19 protein-coding genes and 1 tRNA gene are annotated in these 20,501 nt (G+C 43.5%); 4 read left to right on the forward strand and 16 right to left on the reverse strand.

From position 1 onward, the window contains the following. Positions 1-31: 31 nt before the first annotated feature. Both BMZ54_RS24295 and BMZ54_RS24300 read right to left on the reverse strand, forming a co-directional pair. On the reverse strand, positions 32-436 hold the full coding sequence (locus tag BMZ54_RS24295; protein WP_089918328.1) for a VOC family protein: 405 nt from the start codon (positions 434-436) through the stop codon (positions 32-34). Positions 437-510: 74 nt separating this feature from the next. Continuing rightward, a complete protein-coding gene (locus BMZ54_RS24300) occupies positions 511-1,305 on the reverse strand; it encodes an AraC family transcriptional regulator (protein ID WP_089918330.1) in 795 nt (264 codons plus the stop codon). 165 nt (positions 1,306-1,470) lie between these two features. Between BMZ54_RS24300 and BMZ54_RS24305 the strand changes: the two genes are divergently transcribed. Continuing rightward, positions 1,471-2,190: an SMI1/KNR4 family protein gene (locus BMZ54_RS24305; protein WP_089918332.1), complete on the forward strand. Its 720-nt coding sequence runs from the start codon at positions 1,471-1,473 to the stop codon at positions 2,188-2,190. Positions 2,191-2,748: 558 nt separating this feature from the next. On the opposite strand, the gene BMZ54_RS24310 is transcribed toward BMZ54_RS24305, so the two are convergent. The 4 genes from BMZ54_RS24310 to BMZ54_RS24325 all read right to left on the reverse strand — a co-directional run bounded on the left by BMZ54_RS24310 (position 2,749) and on the right by BMZ54_RS24325 (position 7,939). Next, entirely contained in the window at positions 2,749-5,364 is a 2,616-nt protein-coding gene (locus BMZ54_RS24310; protein ID WP_089918334.1) for an AAA-like domain-containing protein, read from the reverse strand. Next, positions 5,357-7,009 (reverse strand): 5'-methylthioadenosine/S-adenosylhomocysteine nucleosidase family protein, encoded by a 1,653-nt coding sequence (locus BMZ54_RS24315; protein ID WP_089918335.1) that lies wholly within the window; start codon positions 7,007-7,009, stop codon positions 5,357-5,359. Before BMZ54_RS24315 ends, BMZ54_RS24310 begins: the two co-directional genes overlap by 8 nt. A 220-nt stretch (positions 7,010-7,229) precedes the next feature. Beyond that, positions 7,230-7,303, reverse strand: a tRNA-Met gene (locus BMZ54_RS24320). A 78-nt stretch (positions 7,304-7,381) separates the two neighbouring features. Continuing rightward, complete coding sequence (locus tag BMZ54_RS24325) at positions 7,382-7,939, reverse strand: methyltransferase family protein (protein ID WP_089918337.1); 558 nt, start codon at positions 7,937-7,939, stop codon at positions 7,382-7,384. A gap of 213 nt (positions 7,940-8,152) precedes the next feature. On the opposite strand from BMZ54_RS24325, the gene BMZ54_RS24330 reads away from it, so the two are divergent. Beyond that, entirely contained in the window at positions 8,153-9,154 is a 1,002-nt protein-coding gene (locus BMZ54_RS24330) for a terpene synthase family protein (protein WP_089918338.1), read from the forward strand. An 86-nt stretch (positions 9,155-9,240) separates the two neighbouring features. Here BMZ54_RS24330 and BMZ54_RS24335 read toward each other — a convergent pair whose 3' ends face one another. The 6 genes from BMZ54_RS24335 to BMZ54_RS24360 form a co-directional block, all read right to left on the reverse strand. Continuing rightward, complete coding sequence (locus tag BMZ54_RS24335) at positions 9,241-10,188, reverse strand: bifunctional helix-turn-helix transcriptional regulator/GNAT family N-acetyltransferase (RefSeq protein WP_089918341.1); 948 nt, start codon at positions 10,186-10,188, stop codon at positions 9,241-9,243. 354 nt (positions 10,189-10,542) lie between these two features. After that, positions 10,543-11,769: a DUF3570 domain-containing protein gene (locus BMZ54_RS24340; RefSeq protein WP_089918343.1), complete on the reverse strand. Its 1,227-nt coding sequence runs from the start codon at positions 11,767-11,769 to the stop codon at positions 10,543-10,545. A gap of 8 nt (positions 11,770-11,777) precedes the next feature. Continuing rightward, positions 11,778-12,011, reverse strand: a complete 234-nt coding sequence (locus BMZ54_RS24345) for a DUF4266 domain-containing protein (protein WP_089918345.1) — start codon at positions 12,009-12,011, stop codon at positions 11,778-11,780. Then, entirely contained in the window at positions 11,998-12,924 is a 927-nt protein-coding gene (locus BMZ54_RS24350) for an FAD:protein FMN transferase (protein ID WP_089918346.1), read from the reverse strand. Before BMZ54_RS24350 ends, BMZ54_RS24345 begins: the two co-directional genes overlap by 14 nt. Before the next feature lie 5 nt (positions 12,925-12,929). Further along, the gene (locus BMZ54_RS24355; protein ID WP_162277659.1) at positions 12,930-13,355 is read right to left on the reverse strand and encodes a thioredoxin family protein; all 426 of its coding nucleotides are present in this window, start codon (positions 13,353-13,355) and stop codon (positions 12,930-12,932) included. Positions 13,356-13,416: 61 nt separating this feature from the next. Continuing rightward, positions 13,417-15,951 carry a mechanosensitive ion channel family protein gene (locus BMZ54_RS24360; RefSeq protein WP_143081120.1) on the reverse strand — a complete coding sequence of 845 codons (2,535 nt, stop codon included), beginning with the start codon at positions 15,949-15,951 and terminating at the stop codon, positions 13,417-13,419. Positions 15,952-16,099: 148 nt separating this feature from the next. On the opposite strand from BMZ54_RS24360, the gene BMZ54_RS24365 reads away from it, so the two are divergent. Then, a complete protein-coding gene (locus BMZ54_RS24365) occupies positions 16,100-16,984 on the forward strand; it encodes a glycerophosphodiester phosphodiesterase (protein WP_089918351.1) in 885 nt (294 codons plus the stop codon). On the opposite strand, the gene BMZ54_RS24370 is transcribed toward BMZ54_RS24365, so the two are convergent. The 4 genes from BMZ54_RS24370 to BMZ54_RS24385 form a co-directional block, all read right to left on the reverse strand. Then, positions 16,981-17,562: a nitroreductase family protein gene (locus BMZ54_RS24370; protein WP_089918517.1), complete on the reverse strand. Its 582-nt coding sequence runs from the start codon at positions 17,560-17,562 to the stop codon at positions 16,981-16,983. The genes BMZ54_RS24365 and BMZ54_RS24370 overlap by 4 nt on opposite strands. 20 nt (positions 17,563-17,582) lie before the next feature. Further along, positions 17,583-18,011 (reverse strand): acyl-CoA thioesterase, encoded by a 429-nt coding sequence (locus BMZ54_RS24375; protein ID WP_089918353.1) that lies wholly within the window; start codon positions 18,009-18,011, stop codon positions 17,583-17,585. 114 nt (positions 18,012-18,125) lie between these two features. Next, positions 18,126-18,713, reverse strand: a complete 588-nt coding sequence (gene rdgB, locus BMZ54_RS24380; protein WP_089918355.1) for an RdgB/HAM1 family non-canonical purine NTP pyrophosphatase — start codon at positions 18,711-18,713, stop codon at positions 18,126-18,128. A gap of 82 nt (positions 18,714-18,795) precedes the next feature. Beyond that, positions 18,796-19,290: a hypothetical protein gene (locus BMZ54_RS24385; protein WP_089918357.1), complete on the reverse strand. Its 495-nt coding sequence runs from the start codon at positions 19,288-19,290 to the stop codon at positions 18,796-18,798. An 89-nt stretch (positions 19,291-19,379) separates the two neighbouring features. Here BMZ54_RS24385 and BMZ54_RS24390 point away from each other — a divergent pair, with 89 nt between their 5' ends. Then, on the forward strand, positions 19,380-20,492 hold the full coding sequence (locus BMZ54_RS24390; RefSeq protein WP_238386679.1) for a branched-chain amino acid aminotransferase: 1,113 nt from the start codon (positions 19,380-19,382) through the stop codon (positions 20,490-20,492). Positions 20,493-20,501 lie beyond the last annotated feature (9 nt).

The raw sequence follows: 20,501 nt of genomic DNA on the forward strand, positions 1-20,501 counted from the left end.
ATTGTTTACATCATTGAATGAGAACATTGGATCAAAACAGGATTAACTGCCAGGAGAAATTGTATTGATCTGAAAAGAAAGCAAACTTACGGCTGAAGCCATAACTATCCAGCGGCATCATCACCTTACCTTCTTTTAAGAGTGCCTGATAAAGGGTTTCAATTTCTGTATCAGTTTCACAGTTTACGGCTATGGATACAGAAGGATTAAAAGAGTAGCTGCCCTCCGGATCATCTGCAGCCATATATTCTGTGCCTGCCAGTGAAAAAAGCACATGTTTGATCAACCCTTTTTCGGCGCCCGGCTCGCCCGGTTCAAATCCTTTTATCTCCTTTATTTCTGAATTGGGAAGGAGCGATGTATAAAATGTAACGGCCTCTTTCGTTTTCCCGCAATTATTGCCGGTAAACATCAGGAATGGTATTGTCTTTTGCATAAGTGTTCATTTAACCTGAGGCAAAGGTACCGGCTGCGGCTAAATTGAAATTGTACAAAAGCGACACGCACCTGCTATGATTGCCACTCCGGAAAACCAGGCATCCGTTCAATGGTTTTACGCAGGTAAATGCGGGGGCTTGCCCCTGAAAACAATTTAAAGTCGCGGATAAAATGAGACTGGTCGTAGTAGCCGATCGAATGCGCAAGATCTGTGAGGGAATGAAACTTGCTCTGGCGCAAAAATGCCAATGAGGTCTGGAACCGGCAAATACGTGTAAACAGGCTGGGGGCAATGCCTATATATGAATGAAAGAGCCGTTCAAGCGAACGTCCCGATAAGTTGAGATCATGCAGTACACGGGATAGATTTGCGCCCTGCTGCAGCGCGCCAACAGCATATTCCACTTTTTTATTTCCACCTTCATGACGGCGCACCTGTGCCAGCAGAAATGTGGACAAGCAATTAACCTGTTGTTGCAATGAGCTGCAATTGAGGAGCTGTTCAGTTAGGACTGTTTTAGTAAGCTGAGAGATACATGTATTTTGATGGGTCAGCTCATTTGCGTTTAAGCCAAAGACTGATTTTAGCGCTGTTGGCTGAAAGCTTACGCCAAGGGTGCGGAAACTGCCATGACAATGCAATTGCCCATACTTTGTCGCCTGGCCGAAAACAAATAGCTGCGGCAACCGTTCTCCTTCAAAACCGGCGAATGCCTCGGGTTTCTCCTGGAAAATAAGCCCTGGTATACCATTACACATTGCCGTGAAGGTCTTTGGCGATACATCATCCGTTTGATCCTCCAGCATCCAGAAATGACGGACATAATTTTTGAGGGATGGAGGAGGAGGAATTATCTGAAAGTTCATGCGGCAGTTTTTCAGGAATAAAGATACGACGTAACCTTAGTACGGGTAATTACCATCCTGTATTTGCATTAAAAAAAGCCATTATAGTTGCATATATTTGGTAGTGATGAGGCTATTACCAGGTACCCATAAAGAGCATGTAAACACCGTTTTAAGATATTTATAATGGCATTGAACATCCCACAGCTTATTCTGCAGTTTATCGAAAACCACATAGAGACAGACACCATGTTATTACCCTTTCATTACCCCAAAAAGAACGAATGGGAGGAATTTCAAAGCGGTTTCAGGTATCACGGCCTTTCAGGGAAAGATCTTACATCAACCAAAGAAGGGGAATGGCAGCCAGGCTGGTACGTTATAGCACTGAACGAGATGGATGATCCTTTTTTTATTGACCTGAACGAAGAGGCTTCAGGCTTTCCGGTTTATTATGCGCTGCATGGGGCAGGGCGATGGGATGCCATTGCCCTTGGTTTCGATATTGCTTCTTTTGGCCGTTTTTTGGAGCAAATGGAAAAGGCTGGTAAAGATAAAACAGCATGCCTTCAGCTCGTGGAGCTTTCTACAGATATCCAAAACCCTTTCTGGCTGGAACTTCGCACGACCATACAGGAATGGGACGATGAAGAAACGGAAAATACAGAAATTGACCCTGCATTGCTCAGGTACGGAAAACTGGTCGTTACAGATGCTGGACCCAACAAAGTAAAAGTGGCCAAATACCTCATGAAGATCTGGGAAATTAGCCCGCAGGAAGCATTAGCCAGACTAACGCAACCGGATGTACTGGTAGCAATTGGCTTTGTGCTACATCTACAAAAATATAATGATGACCTGCAGCAGCTTGGGGCAAAGGTGGCCTGGTCTGATTTACCACTTTAAAATTCCAGATCCAGCGGGGCGGGATTAAATTGTTGTACTAAAACAAAAAAGCTTTGAGTGCTTTATGCTCAAAGCCTTTACTAATGCGTAGCGAGAAAAGGCGGATCATCTAACCTGTTAAATCATTTTCTCTGAAATTAGCTTTACTTTATTATAACGGAAACACTACAAGTAAATCTTTTCATCATCTTCACGAGCAAAGGCACAGTTACCGCCAATTACAAAAAATATTCACGACAGATGATTCAATTGGATTCTAAAATACTGAACACTTCAGAACAAGCAATTTTTTATGCGCTGCAAAGGCAAATAGATGCTGAAATTAGTTTTGATAGGGAAGTTCAAAAGCTCAGAATTTGTGGAAGAATAAAAGTGGAGGTCAAAAAATAAGACTGCGTTTGAAAATATAGCAACTACTCTCAATCTATATATGTCTATGTGAGACTATAATATTTCGGCTTAAGAAATTAGGTCATTATGTTGATTAAATTTTATGTTGTAGTGCTTTATTTTGAACTGTAGAGGATTTCTTAAGACATAGTTAATTATTTGAAAAACCTAATCAATATAAATCTCGCACTTTCCATCCGCAATATCTTTTTCTACCTTTTTATACTTACTTTCAATAATTTCACTTGTACCCTTATACTTAACTTTAACAAATTCGTTCCTCCCATAAGTTCTCGATTTCTTTATAGGGATATTTCTACTATTTGTGGTCTTAATAATAACTTCAGCAGCATTTCTTATATCTTCTAACCCTCTCTCCCCTAAAAGATTACTCTTTTGTTTCTGAATCTTCTCATCCTTCGACAAAATCAGAACTTCAGTAGCGTTCTCCCGTGCTAATTCATATCTCTTCAACTTTAAATTTGTATAAGCTTCATAGTATTTAATCAACAGCGAATTAATTAGCAATTCACTTGGAATACGATCTTTTACAGTATGAAAAATTTCAATGGCCTCTAAAGCTTTATTAAAATCTGAGGTACTATAATAATTTTGGATTATAGAGGCATATATTTCAAAATCGATAAAATCAATCTTATCAAAATCTGAAATTTTAAATCGTTTGAGATAATCGAGATAGTATTGGGACTTTTTATCTTGATTTGTAAAATACGTTAGAAATTTAGAAATCTTATATTTTGTCTCATCAGACAATGCAAAAATTTCACTTTCGAAGTTCGTAAAGAGTTGTCTTAAAGCACCAATAATGTCAGGCAATGAAGTCGTTATACTTTTTGCTATACACACATATATTGCACCGAAAAGCTCTTCGCCAATTGGCCCCGAACCCAGAAGGTTGATGTGAGGTCTTATTCGTTCAAACAAGGAGTTATAATGATTAGCTAGAATTAAAACAGCATAAACATTTAATGTTTCAATCGAAAAGTCCAATGGATTACTAAAATTACTTGCAGCTGGAACAGCTTCTTTAGTATCAATGAGATCCAATACGTGGCTCAGCAACTTCTCTTTCTCTCCCAAATCTGATAAAATCTGATAAAAAGACAAGGCAATTACAGGCTTGTTTTCAACACATGCATGCTCCATAGAGGACCTATAATGAAGCATCGCGTTCTCCCTATCATTTCGCGCAGCATATACATTTCCCAAATGCATATGTGCAATAGATTTACTCTGATCAATCAACTCTTCTTTCACCTTTAATTTATCCAATCCCCTCTCTTCAATAACGTCTTTAAATATACTCTCCGCTTGCTTCTTAGTTTCATCATCAGTTGATTTTAAGCAGGATATTCCGTAATTAATTAATGCTCGGACATACTCAACATCCTTTCTTCCACTTCTAATTATTTCAGATAGACAAGCTAAGCTCTCATCTATCAGATTCAAATTATGGTATGCAGTACCTTTTAGATTTAAATTATAATAATAGTAACGCGCTTGATCTTGAATGTCAAAATTCGCTTTGTTGAAATACTCAATGGCTTGATCATATTTCCTCAAGTGCATTTGGCAAACACCCATGTAATGATAATAAAGAGGGGTATTGACCTCATCAAAAGCACTAACTTCCAATGCTTTTTCAAAGTGCAAAAGTGCTTCGGAAAAATCCTCTTTTTTATAATAGTCTATTGCAACATCCAAGACACCCTTTTCCTCCTCATCTATCGACTTTATCCAGTCCAGATTTACAGATCGCCTAATTATCTCATTTTTAATATGTATATCGTCATCTTGATAATTAATTATTCCGCAGAGATACAATTTGCTTTTTATCTTGTCAGAAACCTCTTTACCCTTCTTGTATTCAATTTCGACTATGGAATTCCTAATTTCTCGGTCACTCTTCACTATTTCCCGAATATTGTCAATTGGTGGTTTGTCATAAGCGGTTAAATATAGTTTCTGTACTACGCGATCGATATCCTGAGTTTTAATTACATTGACATCATTTTCTGATTCAATTTCAGAACATAGATCCCATGTCATTCTTGGATTTCCGCTAGTCCAATAGAAAATTCTATCTCTAACATCATCACTAATGTTAAGCTTGGAATTGTTAAGAAAAATTTCAAATTCACTTCGGTTAAAATCGTTTAAAAATATTTTCTGACCAATATTAAAAGGAGATATTTTTGCATCCTTAATTATTTCATTTGGCTCGATTACGCCTGATAAGATATATGTTAGATTTTCGAGTTCACTATAATTTACCCTCGAGAAATAGACACTTCTAATTTGAGCGAAAATCTGATCGGAGTATTGAGTCTTCGTCAAGGCATCAATTTCATCGAGTATTATTACCAACTTGCCAGGAATGGATTTAAGCAAAAGCCGGAGCTCAATAGTGTGTTGTTTATGAGCAGGAACATTCCTAAGGTCATCCCGTTTTTCAAGAATTTCCTTTCCTATCTCGTCAAACTTATTTGGATTAGTATCTACTGCTGTATCGATAATATTTTCAAAGCAGGATCTAGCATCATCAAAAGGATTTGATAAATCAACATATACAAATACATCTGATTCAGATTGAAGATTTCTTTTTGCATTTAACAAAAGATTAGTTTTTCCCATTTGCCGAGACACTAAAACGTACCCCGGCCTTCCCATATCATCAATAATATTCTTTATCTGCCTATCAGCATCTCTCTGAACATAGAGTGATGAAGGAACAATTGTATATGGTTTAAGTATCTTATCCATTATTATATTGATTAAACTCCCGTTCAGTTTCACTTAACACAAATCTAATTGTTGGTTCACTAAAATCATTAATAGTAAGTAAACTCCGGAAAAACTTCTTGACAAAACGTGGAGATCCTTTTGCCGCACCTAATAAACGCTGCCGAGATTGAGATGGTAGTGGAAAATCAAGCTCTTTTTCTATTAAGTCAACGAGATTATTTATGTCTTGTTCTGACCAATACTCAAGTGGGAAAAAAGATACCCCTTGATGTATCTTTTGTTGGAAAGCTTTTAAATACTTTTGAGGGTCGTTAATTGAAGACAAAACAAATTTAATCCCGTCGAGCTCTTGGTGCAAATTCTTAGTAAAAAGAATCGAACAAAATTTTGTAATAAAGGAACTATAATCTTCTTCTGAACTAATAGGTATTTCTTCAACAAAAATGATAAGTGTCCTGTCCGAATATTCTTTTTTCAATATATTAAATAACGCCCTTGAACACTCCTGAAAGGTTGCCGGAAGATTTACCTTAGAAGATGGATCATTTTTACTCGCTATCTCAAGAAAAATTTCAGTAAAGTAAACATCAATATCCTGTCCAACACATGCAGCTAATCCAATCTGAACAAAATCAACTTTTCCTTTCTGCAAATTTCTAATTATTAAATTCGATTTACCCACACCTGAAGGACCAAAAACCCAAACACTAAATTGCGAAATTGCGATATTAAAATTGGCATCATTCCCTCTTACTATATAATAAGCATCTTTGCTTTTATCATACACCTCAAATAAAACCTTACTGATCGGAATTGAACAAACGAGTTGTTTTTCAGGCGCGTTGGACGCAGGGAATATTTCTAAATCCCTAAATGCTGTATCAGAATTAAAAACATACACACAGGCGTCGAGAGCAGATTGTATCGCTGTAGTCTGACGCAGTTCTTTATCCAGGCCTTTATTACCATCTGCAAAATCACAAATCCCCTTAACTAAAATCCAGTTAGCTTTGCCATCACATGCTGCAAAGACTCCAACCCCTTCCATCTCCCCACCTTTGGAGTCTGGATTTTGTCCAATCAACTTATTTCTATGATCGATATTATCAATCAATTCTTCACCTGAAAGAAGTCTCGTAGGAATAAGCTTAGCAAGAACACCTTCCCTTATAAAATATTCCCAATCTCTAATATTTTTAAACCGGTTCAATAATATTTTACTGCATTGTGCCTCCATTCCTCTTTGTATAATTTCGTCGCTTCCTACCCTTTTTGAATCATATGGTATAATCGATTCAGAAATCAACACATCTCCTATATTTTGTTTCGTAGAATCTACTCCAAACGCAATTCCAATCATAACAACAACAGTGACCTTCAAAAAAAGAATCGCGTCTGTCACGGTTGTTATGGAGGAAGCGCGGGAAACTGACCCCATAGAGCATTGCACATGAGCTATATTGTATTTCCCAAACTTCCCAAAATAATAGGTTGATGCCCCCCCGTGAACTTTGATAAGTGATAACCGGCCAGAGATTGGGCTCAATGCTTCATGTAAATTTTTAGTTTCTAGCTCCGTGGCAGTAACCAATAGAATTAAACTGCCATTCAATAATTCAGGTATTGTTTTGGAATCAACTTCCTGATAAGAAGGTATACTCATCAAAGAATCTATATAAAAATCAATGAATATTACAGTACATGACAGGTAGTAAAGTTATCAAACCTTAGCTATATAAGCCAACTTTTCATATTCATATCTCCTTTCTTGGAGTGTTTCTCAATAAACATTGTTAAAAATGTTATTTGAATCTACCGAAAATAAAAAAGTAAGCTAAAAAAAAGGATTGTTCGATATTGAACAATCCTTTAATACCTCTGTGTAGCGAGAAAGGGAGTTGAACCCTTGACCTCAGGGTTATGAATCCTGCGCTCTAACCGCCTGAGCTACCTCGCCATATAAGCCCCTCTTTTTTACGGAGGGAGTGCAAAGATAATGGTCAATCCTGAAATATCAAAAACTAATCAATTTTTCTTAATAAATCCCCGGTATCAGCCGCTTAGTATGCTTTTTATATTCCAGGTAATCCACCCCTAAAGCCTCAGCCAGCATTGTTTCCTCCACATGGATCCGGTACAGGAAAGCGATCGTCACCGGTACAAATACCACCAGCAGGGCTACCCAGTTATTCATGGAAATGCCAAACCCCAGAAAAGAGAGCAGCGACGCCGAATAGGAGGGATGCCGCACATATTTGTACATCCCATCCCGCTTAACAGTATGCCCTTCCCGGATGGCTACATTCACCGTAAAAAAACGGCCCAGGGAAATAACCGCGATCAGCCGCAGCACCATACCTGTTATAATAAGCCCGATTCCTGCCAGGCCAATAACAGGGGACTTTATAATGGGAAAATAGGTCCGTTTAGAGATGTTTACAGCAGCAATCACACAAACCATTGCCGTTATCCATATATAGGTCAGGGAGTGTTTATCCGGTTTTTTATCATTTTGCCCGGCACGCAGCACCCGGTTCAGGATGATCTCTGATGCAAACCAGCAGAAGTAGACAATATTGAAGAACAGCTCCATTGGTATCGGTTCTCCTAAAGGTAATGGCTACAATGGCAATAAGCAAAAATTGCAGGACGGCTCTGTAACTTTGATCATCAACAATGGTGTTGCTGCAATAACAATAAGCAAGAATTGCAGGTTGACCGACTACCGCCGCCCCCCCCTTCGCAGGTATGAAATTTTACCGCAGTCAACCAGTCTAACTTTAGGTTCTCCCTTAAAATAACCGGTATGGAACAGTTACACCTACCGCAGATCTGTTGTCCGTTTCCGGCCAGCATCAGCCATCTGTTGGATGATGTGCATGCGCATAATATGTATTGGGTACAGCAATTCAACCTGGCGCCCACTCCTCAACTTATGGCAGCTTACCGCCAGGCCAGGTTTCCCTGGTTCGTTTCCCGTATCTATCACACTGCTGATTACTTAGAGCTTTGCCTGGCCTGTGATTTCTGTACCTGGCTGTTCAGGGTAGATGATCTGCTGGAACAGCTGGGAGGCAACAAACGGCAGCATGAGCGCGTGGTGCAGGAAATGATCCGCGTACTGGAACATGGGCAGGCCAGTGTATTGAGTGAGCAGGCCACTTTAGCCGCCGGGTTAATGGATATCTGGGAGCGCATGAAAGCCCTTTGCCCACCGGGCTGGCAGCGCCGCTTTATAAAGAACATGAAGAACCTGTTTGATGCCACCTGCTGGGAAGCGGATAACCGGTTTGCTGCCCAGCCACCCGGCATAGCAGAGTATATTAAAATGCGGCCTTATACCAGCGCCATGTACCCCTGCATTGACCTAATAGAGATGATGGGGCAATCCTGGCTGCCCGACGAGATCCGTTTGCATGATGCGGTGCAGCAGCTCACCCTTACCTGCATAGAGGCTGTATGCTGGATAAACGATCTGGTTTCTTTTAATAAAGAACAACGGATCAACGAGCCGCATAATGTAGTATTGTTGCTGCAGGGTGAGCATCGTTTAAGTCCCTATGATGCCATCCGCGAAGTAACAGAGGTCTGTAATGAAACTATTCGTCACTTCCAGTTCCTGGAAAATAAATTGCTTACAGGCGGAAAGGTAGTGCACAAAAATTTGCCGCATTACACGGCCGGGCTCCGCTCCTGGATACGGGGAAACCTTGACTGGAGCATATTTGATACAGAACGTTATGGTGTGAAAGTGGTAAAGCGGGATGAAGAATATTTGTCATTCAGCAAAATATTCCTGGAGGAATAATAGTAAAGGCTAAATACAACAACTTTAAAAAAAATAGCCACCTATGCCGGGTGGCTATTCATGTAAAATCTAAATATTAAAATGTATCAATCCAAAATTAACTCCATTTGAATGTTAGCCCTTTCATAGGGTGAGGGCGGGCCGGTTATTTTCTTAAACCCCAGTTTATGGTAAAGGTTAATAGCCGGCTTTAAAATAGTATTGCTTTCCAGGTACAGGCGATGAGCGCCAATGCTACGGGCCTTTTCTATAATAGCATTCCCCAGCAGCCAGCCAATGTTCTTCCCGCGCGCTTCGGGTGACACGGCCATCTTGGCCAGCTCATAACCGCCGTCTTCCATTTTAATAAGGGCACAGGTACCCACTGGTTCATCATTATAAACAGCCATCAGGATATATCCGCCTTTTTGCAGAATGTATTCTTTGGGATGGTCGAGCGCTTTGTAATCGGCCGCTTCCATTTTAAAATAAGTAGTGATCCATTCTTCGTTCAGCTTCCTGAATGCTGCTGCGTGTTTGGGCTGGTAATCTATGATCCGCACCTCTGTGCTTTCCCGTTGTTTTTTCTCCTCTTGCACGCGCCGCAGCAGGCTTTTCTGCTCTAGTAAAAACTCCCATTCTGCAATGCCTTTCCACAGGTCGTACTGCGTGGTTTTCATGGCAGTATCCACCGCAGCGCCTACATCTTTATACTGATCCTGTATTTTAATGCGGATGGCTTCCCCGGCAGCAGAGAGGGTAATGTAGTTCTTACGCCCATCCTTTTTGCCTTTCTTCTCTTTCACATATCCTTTCTTAGCCATTTCCCGCACAATCTGGCTTACAGAAGGGTGGGTGTGTCCGATCTCCTGCGCTATCTCTGTAATGGTCCTTTCCTCCCCGCGGGATAGTACATAAAATACCGGGAACCATTTCGGCTGCATGTCAATAGCATACAGACTGTAGATCTGTGAGGCCTCTTCCGTTAGCAGGTCGCTCAGGCGCCGCAGCCGGCTGCCCAGAGCCATTTTTCCTATTTCATCGTAAAAATCCATAACTCTATCTTTAGTTACGTAACTGCTTACGTAAATTTATGGGGAAATATTTTTACCGCCAAATTTAGTTGCTGCAGTTTATTAGGAACCGTGAGTTTTCCGCCGGAATACTTTTGCCAGTTGCAAATTTTGCTGCCAAATGAGAAAAGAAAAAAACTAATATCAGCTCCCCATTATAAACTTCAATCGGGATTATTTAACCAAGGTGTAACCTATTCTAGAACAAGACCCTCTATGTTTTCCCATGTCCCTCTCATGTCTTTCTCATGACTTTCCCTACTAAATCCCATGTTTTTCCCTAGTGAATCCCTGGTGAAGTTCATGTCAGGGTATATTTTTTAGCCATACATGCGGTTATAATCCCTTCCCTCCATGTGTACGTGTATGGCTGGTTTCCAGCAAAAGAGTGATCATATGTGCCGACAATCCATCCGACCGCTTGTAAAACGCATACCGTAATGCCGCTTCCCGGAAAGAATAGTTGCCCAAAAAAGGTTTGTAAAACGCATACCGTATGCCCATGCCCAGCTTGTAGCTGTTAAAGGTAGAAAGGTCGTAGTCAGAAGTATAAAAACGCTCACTAAGAAGATGCTCCTTATAGGGCTTAAAATATTTACTGCCCTGTTGATTATAATATCGCAGCAGGGGAGATAAGGTAAGCCGGGGCGTTATTTTTACCGGCGCTTCCAGCTGCAGCGTATGTGCCGTAATACCAAAGTTATCCCGGTAAAAACGGTAATAGGAGCGGAGAATAACCCGCGAGCCTACAAAAGTGTTCAGCTGTATACCCAGCGGCATTTTCCATCTTTTCCGGGGCAGGTTCTCTACTTTTAAGCTATCGCCCAAAAAATATACGCGGTGAAAAGGGGTGGATAATAATCCATACTGGTATACCAGCTCCGGGAAAACAGCCAGCTGCATGCGCTCATTGATCACCTGGTACAAAGCAAAGCTGGCATTGTAAGAGCGGCGTTTGTACTCCGTAAACCATTCTTTATACCGCAGCTCTTCCGGGTAGATCAGCTTTTCAGGTGAAAAATGATCAGGGTCCAGCCGGCCCCAGCGCAGATCGTCCAGGAATACCTGCAGGGAAGCGCTTACTTCACGGGTACCGCCGGCATTTGCCTGGCTCAGGGTTATGCCAACAGGTACAGAAAAATAATCGGATTCAATAGAAAAGCCGGAGTGGATACCTACCCGTACACGGGACCGCCGTAACAGCCGGCTGTAACCGGCATCCAGGTGAGTACGCGCATCTACCCGGGAGGCAGAGGAAACAATATGGTCTATTTTATCAGTGGATGCAGAGGTGATCACATCCACCCCCATATTAACATGAAAGGTATTTACAGAATCACGTTTATGCGTAATAGTTACCTCCGGCGCATATACCTGTAATGCCTCCGTACCTATACCTCCGGTAACAGCAGAATGATCGCCTTCCTGTGTATAATAAGAGAAGAGCAGCTGCACATCCGTTTGCGATACCCGCTGCTTTTTATACGTACTGTCTTTTGCCTTTTGTGCAGATGCAGATAAAGCCGTTGCTAAAAGTCCTAATACCAGATATTTCTTTTTCATGCCCTGATTCAGTTACAGCCGCATCCTCCGCTGGCTTTGCCATTGCCGCCGCCGCTGGCGCCTTCGCGGTAAGTATGTGCACCTTCTTCAAATTTTTCTATGTCGCGTTTACCGGGTTGCATATTTTCATCATTCAGGTAAGCCCGCTGGTAAGGTTTTACACTTACACAGCTGTGCAGCGCAAATATCAGCACTGCCGTCACGAATAAAATATACCGCCTTGTTGTATTATGCTGTTGCATGGATATTAATATGCCTGGATTGAAAAACCTGGTTCTCTGCATCTATAAGCAGGCAATGTACATTCGGTAGCTGATCTACCAGGTACATGCCGGCCTCACGCCCCATTACTGTTACAGCCGTAGCCAAAGCATCTGACAGCTCTGCGCTGGGGCTCACCACCGTTACGCTTTTAATAAAGGGAACCGGCTTACCGCTCACGGGATCTATATTATGGGAATAGCGGATGCCGTTCTGCTCAAAGTATTGTTCATAATTACCGGAGGTAGCTACCGCCGCATTATTTATCGGTAACCAAAGCATTATTTTAGCAGGATTATCCGGGTCGGCAATACCTATTTTCCAGGGGCTGCCATCCGGCTGCGTGCCCCAGGCTGTGAGGTCGCCACTGGCATTTATTACGCCGTTTTTTATACCCTTAGCCATCCATAAGGCTTTTACCCGGTCTGCCGCATACCCTTTACCAACTGCGCCAAAACCAATACGCATGCCTTTACGCGATAAGTAAACGGTACGGTCCCCTTGTAATTGTATATGTTGGGAGCCCACTGCCTGCAGGGTAGCGGCCAGTGTAGCCGCATCCGGTAGCTGAAAGGAGCTGCCTTTAAAATTATACAATGCCTTTAATGCCCCTGCCGTAATATCAAACGCACCCTGTGTAAGTGTGGATAAACGGATGCAGCGTGCTATAAGGGCATATACTTCCTCATCCACTTGTAGGGGCTGCACACCGGCTTGCCGGTTCAGCAGCGCGGTTTGGGAAGTATTATTAAATTCAGTGAGTAATTGTTCAATACGTTGTATCTCCGCCACGCCTTCGTGTAAGCGTTGCTGTGAGGTAGCCGCATCCTGCTCCACAACGATCAGCTCAAAGTCTGATCCCATTAACCGCAGCTGTACCTTATGGCTTTGCATACACGTTATTTTAGCATTTGCCGCACAGCGGTAATAAAATCCCCCGCAGTCTGGTGGTTGAAAGGCACTTGCGCTAACATTTTCTTTGCAGGGGTCAGCAGCACTATCTGCGGAAAAGCTCCATGTGGATTAAACTGCTCTGCCAGCGATTCATACTGCGTTTTCAGCGGGGCCGGTATCTTTTTACGCTGGGGAAAGTCGGCTTCCAGCAGCACCAGCTTGTCATGTGCAAAATGCTGAAAGCTGCTATCAGCCAATATGGTTTTATTAAACTGTATACAGGGAATACACCAGTCAGACCCGGAAAAGATCAACAGCACTTCCTTGCCGGAGCTTTGCGCCAGCGTAAATGCTTCATCCGGGTTTTTAAGCACCTGCGCCTGAGCAAAAGCAGTAGTAAAAAGCAATAACAACAGCAAGGTTCTGAACATAGGTAATATCATTACACATTACAAAATTAGGGATGTTGTTACGTAAGGCCAATATTAAATTTTAGCTGGATGCTCCTTCCCCCGGTGGTTTCTCCGGTTTCCACTGCTGTAAAATGGTGGGATCCACAGACTTAATATGCAGCTCCCGCTGGGGAAAAGGTATCTGGATACCTGCTTTTTGCAGATTTTCGTATATGCGGATCAGTACATCGTGCTGTAAGGTGCCGGCAAGGCCCAGGTCCATGATCCAGAAAAAGATGCGGAAGTTTATGGAGTTATCTCCAAACTGGTACAGCAGCACCACCGGCTCCGGATTCTCCATCATGCCTTCCCAACCCTTTACACTTTGTTTTAAAATATCCGTTACCTGTTTAAGGTCTGATCCGTATTCCACTCCTATCAGCAGCTCCACACGGCGGGTACGGTTGCTGAGGGTCCAGTTGATCAGCTGCTGGGAAATGAGGTCCCCATTGGGTACAATTACTTCAGAACCATCATATGCAGAGATCTTACTGGAGCGGATGCCTATTTCCTTTACCACGCCCGACCGGGTGCCCAGCTCAATTACATCGCCCACTTCAATAGGCTTTTCAAAGGCCAGTATTACACCGGATACCAGGTTGTTCACAATATTTTGCAGGCCAAAACCAATGCCCACCCCTAATGCGCCTATCACAATGGCCAGCTTATCCATCGGTATGCCGGAAGCCGCAAATGCCAGCAGCACGCCCAGCCCCAATACCGCCAAACGTATCAGCAGAATGGCAGATCCCAGTTTTTTCTTTTTACCGGTAGCAGCGTTTTGCCCGGTGTCGCCAAACATATAGGCAATCATCTGTGTAATGACGGTAGATATCCAGAGCACCAGCAAAAAGATGATCACACTGCTGAACGTAAAGGTGGTGTTACCAATGGTACGGCCGGCTTCCAGAAACTCGCTGATAGCCTCATAAATATTGTCAAACACATACAGGTTGCGGGCTATCAGCATTAGCCAGGTAATGGTGGCAAACAGGTACAGGAATACTTTTAAGCGCGACTGTACATTCTGAAAATCAATAAAGGAAATAAAAGTGCTGGAATGCTTATTCGCCTCTACCTGCAGGTATACCGCTTCCATCAGCAGATCCACAAAGAATACCAGGTTAACGGCCATGGTTATACTAATAGCTGCTGTAGCGCCTATGATCTTGGCCGCTGTAACACGGCCGGTTAGCACCAGCAGCAGGGAAAAAGCGCTCATCACAATAAACAGCATCAGCATGTTGCGGGAATATTTAGGCAGGGCCAGCGTGCTGTGTTTGGTTATTCTGCGTAAACGGATGCCTAATATTATGCAGGCAATAGCTGCCAGGAACAGCCCCCATTGTTCCGCATTGGTGGCCTGTATGGTAAGGTTATTCAAAAAGTAAATGAACAGCAGCGCCACCAACGCTATCCAGTGGTTCAGCAAATGCCGGGGTATGGAATGGCCTATCACATAGCTCAATGCGGTAATAGTAACCACCCAGTTTAGCTGGATGAACAGGATAGGATACTGCACGGAAAGCAGGCCGGCCAGCGTAAAAACGAATATGAGCGTACTGGCCACCGGGAAACGGTATAAGATACGGGAGTGCTGTAAAATAGCTTCTGCCTCTGTAGGTGGATGGCGCTGCCGGATCTTGCGGGTATTGTTATATGCCCAGAAAGCAAACAGGCCTGCCAGCAGTAGCCAGATAACAAGCACCGGCCATTGCACGGAAAAAAAGATGAGCAGTATCTGCAGGTTCTTGTACACAGAATCCTTTAACACGGTAATGAACGTAGGTTCCTGCAATTGTTTTTTGGGCTGCCATAAGTAGGTATAATCTTTAATGAACATGCGCCGGCTGAAGTTGTCCAGCTGAAACTCCATATCGCCCAGCTGGTTGTTCACCGCTATGTACCGCATGGCCACTTCATTCTGCAGCAATCCAATTTGCAGCAGGGCCTGTTTGTTAGACTTATCAATTTGCCGGAACTTCATAATAAGGCTGGTGAGCTGGCTGATGTAAAAGGTGCGCAGCTCATCCTCCGTAGGTACGGCGCGCATGGCAGTATCCTTGCGTACCTGTTGTAGGGTATCATTAATGTTCACCAGTTTTGCATAGTGCTGGAACAGGTCATCCTGCCACATTTTTAAAATGCGGTTCAGCTGCACCAGCATTACTTTATTGGTATACAAGTCATGCACATTGGGGGTGCTGCCTAAAGCTGCAATATTGTTCTTGATTACATGCAGGGTGGAATCCATGAGTGGCAGCTTCTCTGTAATGTGAGCAGTATCATATCCCCGTTTAAGGGTGCTGCCCAGCTCATTCAGCATAAGCGTATAGCCTTCCAGCCGGTTAATGATAATGGCCACCGCGGTATCTGATACGCGGGAGCGGCTGGTATCCCTAGTGCTTTGTATCACCTGTTTGCTGATACGGGCGCTATCTGCCAGGGTAGAGTCCTGTAGATTTTTTGCAGGCTGTTTTTTCCCTTTCTGGGCTTGTAACCCCGCACAGGGTAATAATAGTAAAAGCAGCCACAGTAGCCGGCGGCCATGTTTTTCAAAGATAGGCATGTTCATGGTTACTGTATAAATACCCCGGCAATTTAAGGTATTCCATTTACTTACCTGTAGCAATGCAGCTAACAAACTCTGGCATTATTAATGATTACATAATACTGCTTGTGCCAATAAGCCGTTATATTCAGCCTTTAATTTACAATACAACATGGTGAAACAAACTTTACTGCTAGGTACTTTATTGATAGCAATGTCAGAAATGAAAGCGCAAACTACCTTCCCGGTTTTTGATGAAGAAGGCCACCGTGGCTGCCGCGGGCTAATGCCTGAAAACACCATACCCGCCATGAAAAAAGCCATTGATATCGGTGTGACCACGCTGGAAATGGATGTAGTGATCAGCAAAGACAAACAGGTAGTACTTTCCCACGATCATTACATTAACCCACTGTTCAGCCTTACACCGGATGGAAAGGAGTTTACAGCAGATGGAACGAATAACTACATTATTTATAAAATGGATTATGCGGAGGTTAAAAGATTTGATGTAGGCTCCAAAGCCCATCCTTACTTTCCGCGCCAGCAGAAAATAAAAACCTATAAACCATTATTAGGTGAGCTCATTGATTCAGTAGAAGCATATGCGCAGCAGAAAAAGAATCCACCCATGTGGTATAACATTGAAACAAAATCTGTAGAAGGGCATGATGGCGAATGGCAACCTGCGCCCGAAGAATTTGTAGACCTGCTGGTGGCCGTGCTGCAGCAGAAAAAGATCACAGACCGGGTAGTGATACAATCTTTTGATAAAAGGACCTTGCAGGTATTACACAAAAAATACCCTGATATAAAAACATCTTTCCTGGTAGGCGACGATAAATTAGGCGGACTGAATGGCGCCCTCACAGCGTTAGGTTTTACGCCCTTCGTATACAGTCCTAACTATAAGCTCGTAAACGCCCAGCTGGTGCAGAGCTGCAAAGAAAAAGATATTAAGCTCATCCCCTGGACACCGGATACCGCTGAAGAAATTGCCCAGCTGAAAGCCTTAGGTGTAGATGGCATTATTACAGACTACCCGGACCTGTTTTAATTCGTAACCACCCTCACTTTCTCCGACATCGGCTTCAACCTTCTGCCTTCAGGTAGCGGCTGGTCTGTATAGCCCAGGTAAAAGAAGCCCAGCACTTTATCCTGGTCGCGCAGGCCCAGGTAATCCTGCATGGCAGGGGTGTACGTCATACCGCCGGAGCCCCAGTAAGCGGCTATTCCTTCTGCAGCAGCGCCTAACCACATATTCTGCACCGCGCAGGATACGGCCGCTATTTCCTCTATTTCCGGGATCTTGGGATTATCGCCCCGTTTCATGCAAATGGCAATAATATGGGAAGCCAGGTCGCCCTGGTGCTGTAATTTCTCATAATTACCCGGAATGTACTGCGCAGCAGGGGTATGGGTTTTATACAGCTCCGCATGATCAGTACAGAAACGTTTTACACCCTCCCCGCTATACACTACAAAATACCAGGGCTCTGTATAACCATGGGTAGGGGCCCAGTTGGCAAGCTCCAGTAATTGCTGAATGGTTTCATCCGGTACTTTTTTGCCGTTCATGGCAGCCGGTTTGATCGTTCTTCTGTCTTTAATAAGTGTTGCTAATTGCTGATCCATGTTCATCGTTCGTTTAATGCTTAATTCAATAGTTCTTTCCAGGCAGCAGGCAGGCGGGTTACCTTGCGTTGCGTATAATCAAAACATACCATGCCGGTTTTGGCTTCGGCTATTAAAATACGGGTATCCTTACGCAGGGCAGTAATACGGTAGTACAGGTCAAAACCGGTGGCGCTATGCTCTGCAGCAGCCACTTCAACTTCCAGCACATCGCCATGAAAACTTTCCCCTTTATAGGTCATGGCTACATCAGCCATAATAAGGCCGGTGCCGGCTTCGTCCAGCTCCTTTAAACTACGTGCCTCCAGGTACTGAATGCGGGCTTCATGTATAATAGACAAGATGGCGTCATTGCCAACATGTTTGCCATAGTTCAGGTCCTGTATACGGATGGGGATGTTTGTGCTGAAGTTAAATTGTGCTGGTAACTCTAATTTTATGCGTGCCATTTATGGTTTTGTTCGAATAGTTGCTGATGATTGTTGTACCTGGCTCGGGGCCGCCATCGCCTTTAAATGGTTGTCGTTTTAAAGACTGGCTTTATTGTAAGCGGCGCTTATTTTTTACGCTTCACTTTTCGCGCTCTGCAAAAAAGCTACCAGTTTGGCAAAGGCCCGGGCCCGGTGGCTGTACTGGTTTTTCTCCGTAAGCTCCATTTCTGCAAAGCTACGCGTAGCGCCTTCCGGCACAAATACCGGGTCATACCCAAACCCTTTGCTGCCTTTTCTTTCCAGTAATATATTACCGGGGCAAATGCCTTCAAACTGGTGTTCTGTTCCGTTAAGGATCAGGGAAATAACCGTGCGGAACTGTGCGCTGCGGTTGGTTTGCCCCTGCAGCTCCTGCAACATTTTGGCAATATTATCATCCGCAGATTTTTGCTCCCCGGCATAACGGGCAGAGAGTACACCCGGCGCACCGTTCAGGGCGAACACTTCCAGCCCGGTATCTTCAGAAAAGGAGTTCTGCCCCGTCATTTTATATATAGTCTCAGATTTTTCCCGTGCATTTGCTTCCAGGGTATCGTGCGGTTCAGGAATGTCTATATCAATACCGGCTTCCTGCAGGGTAATAATTTCAAAAACATTGCCCAGCATGGAGCGGATCTCTTTTATCTTGTTATCATTGTTGGTGGCAAATACCAGTTTCATCCGTTGCGTTTGATTTAATTCCGTAAAAAATGATCAGCGCAGTAGTTAAGCGATGATCAAAAGTTTATTGCGGTTCAGTTGATTATAAAAAAAGTTGTTTTAAGCCGTTCCATAATTTGCCCTTCAATACTTTATCAGTAGCAATTAATTCCAGTGGATCGGAGAACAGCAGCTGTACACCGCCTGCACTGTGTATCTGGTACGCAGGCAGCGGCTCCAAACCCAGGCTGGCAGGAGGGATGCCAAACACCACACATTGTTTCATACTCACAGCTTGCTGCCACACTGATAATGGCGATGCAGGGAAGCCGGCTATATTTACCAACGCAACATCCTGCATGCCCAGTTTACACGCATTTAATATATTAGTGAGCAGGTTAAACAATTCATCGTTTAAATACGCACCGCTTTCGTTTTGTATGACGAGTACGATGTTTTTTTGATTTTCTCCTAAAAATTTCACTTTAGGCAAGGGCTTTTGCTCCACCGCAACAGGGGTGCTTTTCCCGGGAATGATAGGCTGGGTATATATTTTAGCCAGAAAGTATGGGTCCAGTTGCAATTGATCAAAAGACATAGATATTGATTTTCGTGATCACATGATCGTTCCTGCTGGGGAAAAATCAGTTTATTTGTGTAAAAATATCGAGATAAAATTGATAAACCATGATGGTAGTAGATTATCCAGGCGTAAATGCAACAGTAATGGAACAGGCATTAAAGCAGATCAAGGTCAATAAAACCACTAACAGCCGTATTAATGAAGTGGATTTTAATAACCTGGTGTTTGGGAAAAAGTATGCAGACCATATGCTGGTAGCTGATTTTGATGGTGAACAATGGCATAGCGCGGAGATCCTGCCCTTTCAACATATTTCTGTAAGCCCTTCCAACGCTGCCTGGCATTATGGGCAGGCTATCTTTGAAGGTATTAAAGCTTATAAAGACCAGGAAGGTCATCCTATGATCTTCCGTCCGTACGATAACTACGCACGGTTTAACATCTCTGCAGAAAGAATGGGCATGCCGGCTGTACCGGAATGGCTTTTCATTGGGGGGATGGCTATGCTCATTGACCTGGACCGTAACTGGGTGCCAACCGGTGAAGGATGTTCTTTATACCTGCGTCCTTTTATGATCGCTGCCGATGAATTTATTGGCGTGCGCCCCTCTGATACCTATAAGTTTGTGATCATTAATTCTCCTTCCGGAGCATATTTTAATAAACCCATTAAGCTGCTGGTGCAGGATAAATATATCCGTGCTTTTCCCGGTGGGGTAGGGTATGCCAAGGCTGCCGGTAACTACGGCGGAGCTATGTACCCTACTATGCAGGCCCGCAAGCAGGGGTACGACCAGATCCTTTGGGTTGATGGTATGGAGCACAAATACCTGCAGGAATGTGGCACTATGAACGTATTTGCCATCATCGGCAATAAAGCGCTGACCCCGGATCTGAATCAGGGCACTATTTTGGCAGGGGTAACCCGCGCCAGTGTAATGACGCTGCTGGAAGAGATGGGCCTGACCCTGGAAGAAAGACCGGTCTCTATTGACGAGATCGTAGCAGCCTGGAAAGCAGGCACCCTGCGCGAAGTATTTGGCACCGGCACCGCATCCAGTGTAGCTTATGTAGAGCAGCTGGATTATAAGGACCACCATATTCAGCTGGATACCGCTAAATATGAAGTAGGTGCAGAGGTGATCCGCCGCCTGGATGCCATCCGCACCGGAAAAGTAGCGGATGATAAAGGATGGAACTACCGTATTGATAAATAATTAGTTTTA

The organism is Chitinophaga rupis (assembly GCF_900109685.1).
GTDB lineage: Bacteria > Bacteroidota > Bacteroidia > Chitinophagales > Chitinophagaceae > Chitinophaga > Chitinophaga rupis.